Origin of the sequence: Mesorhizobium sp. M7A.F.Ca.CA.002.04.1.1, from assembly GCF_004022805.1 — a bacterium.
Taxonomy (GTDB): domain Bacteria; phylum Pseudomonadota; class Alphaproteobacteria; order Rhizobiales; family Rhizobiaceae; genus Mesorhizobium; species Mesorhizobium ciceri.
The window spans coordinates 1-5,075 of the sequence record NZ_RZPL01000409.1 but is presented as its reverse complement, the minus strand read 5'-3'; the positions used below and the strand labels follow the sequence as shown (position 1 = coordinate 5,075).

General features: G+C 64.2%; 5 protein-coding genes. 3 read left to right on the top strand and 2 right to left on the bottom strand.

All coding sequences use genetic code 11. The features are described from left to right. Both ENZ75_RS20330 and ENZ75_RS20325 read right to left on the bottom strand, forming a co-directional pair. Positions 1-1,164: cation:proton antiporter (locus ENZ75_RS20330; RefSeq protein ID WP_206617069.1), on the bottom strand; the 1,164-nt coding region annotated here is incomplete at its 3' end. 219 nt (positions 1,165-1,383) lie between these two features. Continuing rightward, positions 1,384-1,833, bottom strand: coding sequence for a host attachment family protein (locus ENZ75_RS20325; protein ID WP_013529560.1), 450 nt, complete (start codon positions 1,831-1,833; stop codon positions 1,384-1,386). Between the two features lie 421 nt (positions 1,834-2,254). Here ENZ75_RS20325 and cysG point away from each other — a divergent pair, with 421 nt between their 5' ends. From cysG to ENZ75_RS20310, 3 genes are all read left to right on the top strand, one after another. Further along, positions 2,255-3,706, top strand: coding sequence for a siroheme synthase CysG (gene cysG / locus ENZ75_RS20320; RefSeq protein WP_024502841.1), 1,452 nt, complete (start codon positions 2,255-2,257; stop codon positions 3,704-3,706). After that, positions 3,703-3,996 (top strand): DUF2849 domain-containing protein, encoded by a 294-nt coding sequence (locus ENZ75_RS20315; protein WP_013529562.1) that lies wholly within the window; start codon positions 3,703-3,705, stop codon positions 3,994-3,996. The genes cysG and ENZ75_RS20315 overlap by 4 nt, the downstream gene beginning before the upstream one ends. A 43-nt stretch (positions 3,997-4,039) precedes the next feature. Further along, positions 4,040-5,075: nitrite/sulfite reductase (locus tag ENZ75_RS20310; RefSeq protein ID WP_164887889.1), on the top strand; the 1,036-nt coding region annotated here is incomplete at its 3' end.

Below are 5,075 nucleotides of genomic sequence, written 5' to 3'. Positions count from 1 at the left end.
CGACAGGATCGCACCGGCCAGAATGAGGTCGCGGCCCTGTTCCGGCAGCAGCTTCAGCCCGACGCCGAGTTCAGCCAGGATGAAGGAGAACTCGCCGATCTGGGCGAGGCTTGCCGAGATTATCAGCGCCGTGGCGATGGGATAGCCGAAGGCAACAACGATGGCGAACGCGGCCAGTGATTTGCCGATGACGATGATGGCGAGCGTCGCCAGGATTGGCCAACCATTGCTGATCAGGCTGAACGGGTCGAACAGCATGCCGACCGAGACGAAGAACAGCACGGAGAAGGCATCGCGCAGCGGCAGCGATTCTTCCGCCGCGCGGTGGCTGAGTTCGGATTCGCTCATGATCATGCCGGCGAAGAAGGCGCCCAGCGCCAGCGAGACACCGAACAGTTTGGCCGCACCGAAGGCGACGCCGAGCGCGATGGCCAGAACCGCCAGCCGGAACAGTTCGCGCGAGCCGGTATGGGCGACATAGTGCAGGATCCAGGGAATGACCCGGCGGCCGACCACCAGCATGACGATGACGAAGGCGGCGACCTTGGCCAGCGTGATGCCGACGACGCCCCAGATGCCGTAGCTGGCCGGCAGCGACAGCAGGCCGCTGGCATGGGCGTCGGCCTGCTCCTGGCCGCCGAGCACGCCAGCGAGCGCCGGCAGCAGCACCAGCGCCAGCACCATGGCCAGATCCTCGACGATCAGCCAGCCGACGGCGATGCGGCCGCGCTCGGTCTCGATCATCCGCCGTTCCTGCAGGGCACGCAGCAGCACCACGGTCGAGGCGACCGACAACGCCAGGCCGAACACCAGCCCCGCGCCCATCGACCAGCCGAGCATCCAGGCAAGACCAGCGCCAAGCGCGGTGGCAAAGCCGATCTGGACGATGGCGCCCGGCACGGCGATGGCACGCACCGACAGCAGATCCTTGAGCGAGAAGTGCAGCCCGACGCCGAACATCAGCAAGATGACGCCGATTTCGGCCAGTTCGTTGGCAAGCCCGGCATCGGCGACGAAGCCGGGCGTGTTCGGCCCGACCAGCACGCCGGCTATGAGATAACCGACCAGGGGCGGAATGCGGAAGCGGTTGGCGAGAGCCCCGAAGACGAAAGCCAGCCCCAGACCGGCGACGATGGTGGCGATAAGGGGCGTGTCATGCGGCATTGTCTATGGAGCGCCTTTCAAGTCAGCGATGTTGGATGAGCGCCGCCCAAGGCCGCCGCCTGTTTGCAATATGGTGGATGGTATGTCGGCGATGCAACCCGCAAAGCCGTGAAATCGACGGCGCTGCCGCGAAAATTTGACCGGCAGCTGAGAAAGCTGCCGGCCGGATCGGAATTTGTGCGGAGCTATTCGTCTCGATTCGTCAGGGCCGATCGATGATCAGGCTGCCCGCAGCAAGGCCTCGATTTCCGGTATGGCATGGTTGGTCAATGTCTTGGGAATTTCGGCGGTCACCTTGTCCCCGACCTCCTTGTGCAGCTTTTTGCGCATTGTCCCAAGCACCACCGGCGGCGCGACGAGCACGATCTCGCTGAACTCGCCGTCATGCGCGAGCTTGTAGAGCCGGGCGGCGATTTCATCGGCAAAACGCTCCTTGCCGATGCGGTGCCAGTCCGTATCCTCGACTGCGCTGCGGTGTACGGAGGGACCATCACTGTATCGGCCGGGGCTGTCACTGCCTTGCTCGCGGGTGGGCGGGTTGTCCTGCTGCATTTCCTGCACCACCTCGAGATTCGGATATTTGTTGTCACCGGCGTTCCTGAGGAAAAGCGCCTTCTCGCCATCGGCCACGATCACCCAGATACCGTGCTTGAGTATGATTGTGTTCATGATGACAGGGCTCCTTTTTAGCCGCGTGGCGACCTTTAGTTGGCATTCCGCAGCCGGATTTCGATCCGACATGACGGGCCTTTTGAGAACGCACCTCGAGCCGGTAATGTTCCAGTCGGCAGCCACGTCGGCGTTGGACATTCTGGCTATCCCGAGGTCGCGACTTTAATCTACTAACTTGGTAGAATTTAGAAAAAACAGTTTTGCGGCTTTTCTCGCCGGGCGCTAAAAGAGCCACAAATCAAGGCCTGCGACAGAAGCTTGAATCCGCTCTATCTGTAAATGAGAAATATTTTTCTCTTGGCCGGGATGCTTTCAGAAAAGCAATTGCATCCCGATAAGGGATGCGCGAGTGCGTTCCTTCTGGTTTCTCGCGCTCGCGCGTAGAACTGCAAGCTCATTGAGGATTCCGCTCGCGTCCATGTCGCACACTGCTCCCAAGCTCAACGCCTTCCCCGTGTTCATGCGGGTTGAGGGCGAAGCTGTGGCCATCGTCGGGGGCGGCGAAGAGGCGCTGGCCAAGGCGCGGCTGATCGGACAGTCGAGCGCGCTCCTGCGGATCGTCGCGGAACACGCCGAGCCCGACCTGCTCGCCTTCGTCGCCCAGGCCGGCGCGACTCATTTTGCCGCGGCTTACGAGGCGTCGCAGCTCGAAGGCGCGGTCATGGTGTTTGCCGCCAGCGGCGACGAGGAACTCGACCGCCGGGTGGCCGCGGATGCGCGCCGCCTAGGCATTCCGGTCAATGCCGTCGATCGGCCTGAGCTTTGCGATTTCTTCACCCCGGCGCTGGTCAACCGCGCGCCGGTGGCCATCGCCATCGGCACCGAGGGTGCAGGCCCGGTGCTTGCCCAAATGTTGCGCGGCCGCATCGACCGCATGCTGTCGCCGTCGCTCGGGCCGCTGGCAATTCTTGCGGCTTCGTTTCGCGGGGCTGCCGAGAAGCTGCTGCCGAGAGGCAATGCCCGCCGCCGCTTCTGGAATGATTTCTTCGCTGGCGCTCCTGCGCGCGCGGCTGAAGCCGGCCAGCTTTCGCAGGCGCATGACGCCGCCGTCGATCTTCTGCTGTCGAACACGCCCGCTTGCGGTCACATCGCGCTGGTTGGCGCCGGTCCGGGCGCCGAGGATCTATTGACCTTGCGAGCCCATCGTCTGCTGATGGAAGCCGATGTCATCGTCCATGACGCCCTTGTGCCCGAGGCGGTCGTTGCCATGGGTCGCCGCGATGCCGAGCGCCTGCCGGTCGGAAAGCGCAAGGGCTGCCACACCAAGAGCCAGGCTGAGATCAATGCGCTGCTGGTCGAGCTTGGCCGTGAAGGCAAGCGTGTCGTGCGGCTGAAGTCTGGCGATCCGCTGGTGTTCGGCCGGGCCGGCGAAGAGATGGCGGCACTTCGCGACGCCGGCATCGCCTATGAGGTGGTCCCGGGCGTCACCGCGGCCTTTGCCGCCGCCGCCGATTTCGAACTGCCGCTGACCTTGCGCGGTGTCTCCTCGTCGATGGTGTTCACCACCGGCCACGACCTCAAGGGCAATTCGCTGCCCGACTGGGCCAAGCTCGCGATTTCCGGCGCTACCGTCGCCGTCTATATGGGCCGCTCGGTGGCGGCCGAGGTTGCCGGACGGCTGATCGAGGCCGGCCTGTCGCCGGACACTGCGGTGGCCGTGGTCGAGAATGCCAGCCTCGCCAACCGGCGGCGCTTCCACGGCACGCTTGCCGACCTGCCGTCGCTGGAAGCGCGCGCCGATCTTTCCGGCCCAGTCATGACCATCATCGGCGATGCGGTCGCCGGCGCCAACTTTGAACGGTCCGAGCCGCTGGCGGCACACAGGCATGAAGGCGCGTCCAGTTCGGTCGCCGAAGGAGTTCAGCAATGAAGATACTGACCGCCAACCGCCTCACCGACGGCATCGCCGTCTGGTACGCCGATGGCGGCTGGGCCGAGACGGTGGATCATGCCGACCTCGCCCATGACAAGGCAGCCGATGACAGGCTCGAGGCGATCGGCGCCAAGGCCTATGCCGCCAACGAAGTGGTCGACGTCAATTTGATCGACGCCGAAGTCGTCAACGGCGTCGTCCAACCGGTGCGGCTGCGCGAGAAGATCCGCGCCGCCGGCCCGACCATCCGCAACGATCTCGGCAAGCAGGCTGCGCGGGCAGCATAACCAAGACACCAGGCATGGGCGGACGCGCCCTGAAAGACCAAGCATGTACCGTTACGATGAGTTCGACCACGATTTTGTCCAGGCCCGCGTCGCCGAGTTCAGCGACCAGGTGCAGCGCCGTCTTGCCGGCGAGATCACCGAGGACCAGTTCCGGCCATTGAGGCTGATGAACGGCGTCTATCTGCAGCTGCATGCCTACATGCTGCGCATCGCGGTGCCCTATGGCACGCTGAACGGCAAGCAGCTGCGCATGCTCGGCCACATCGCCCGCAAATACGACAAGGGCTACGGCCATTTCACCACGCGCCAGAACATCCAGTTCAACTGGCCGGCGCTGTCGGACATTCCGGCGATCCTGGCCGATCTCGCAAGCGTCGAGATGCACGCCATCCAGACCAGCGGCAATTGCATTCGCAACGTCACCGCCGACCACTTCGCCGGCGCTGCCGCCGACGAGGTCGCCGATCCGCGTCCCTACGCGGAAATCCTGCGCCAGTGGTCATCGGTGCATCCGGAATTCTCGTTCCTGCCGCGCAAATTCAAGATCGCGGTGACGGGGGCCGAGCGCGACCGCGCCGCCATCCAGACCCACGACATCGGCCTGCACCTGAGGAAGAACGCCGCCGGCGAACTCGGTTTCGCCGTCTATATCGGCGGCGGCCAGGGCCGCACGCCAATGGTTGCCCGCAAAATCCGCGACTTCCTGCCGGAAGCCGACCTTTTGTCCTACTGCACGGCGATCCTGCGCGTTTACAACCTCTATGGCCGCCGCGACAACAAGTACAAGGCGCGCATCAAGATCCTCGTCCATGAGACCGGGGTCGAGGAGATCACCCGCCAAATCGAGGCCGAGTGGCAAGAGTTGAAAGACGCCCAGCTGAAGCTGCCGGAAGCCGATATCCGCGCCATCGAGGCCTATTTCGCGCCACCGGCACTCGCTGAGCGGCCGGAAGGCGACCAGGCGGTCAAGCTGGCGCGGCTCGATTCCAAGGGGTTCTCGGAGTGGCTCGACCAGAATGTCGTGACGCACCGCCATCCCGATTATGCGGCTGTGACGATCTCGCTGAAGGGCATCGGCG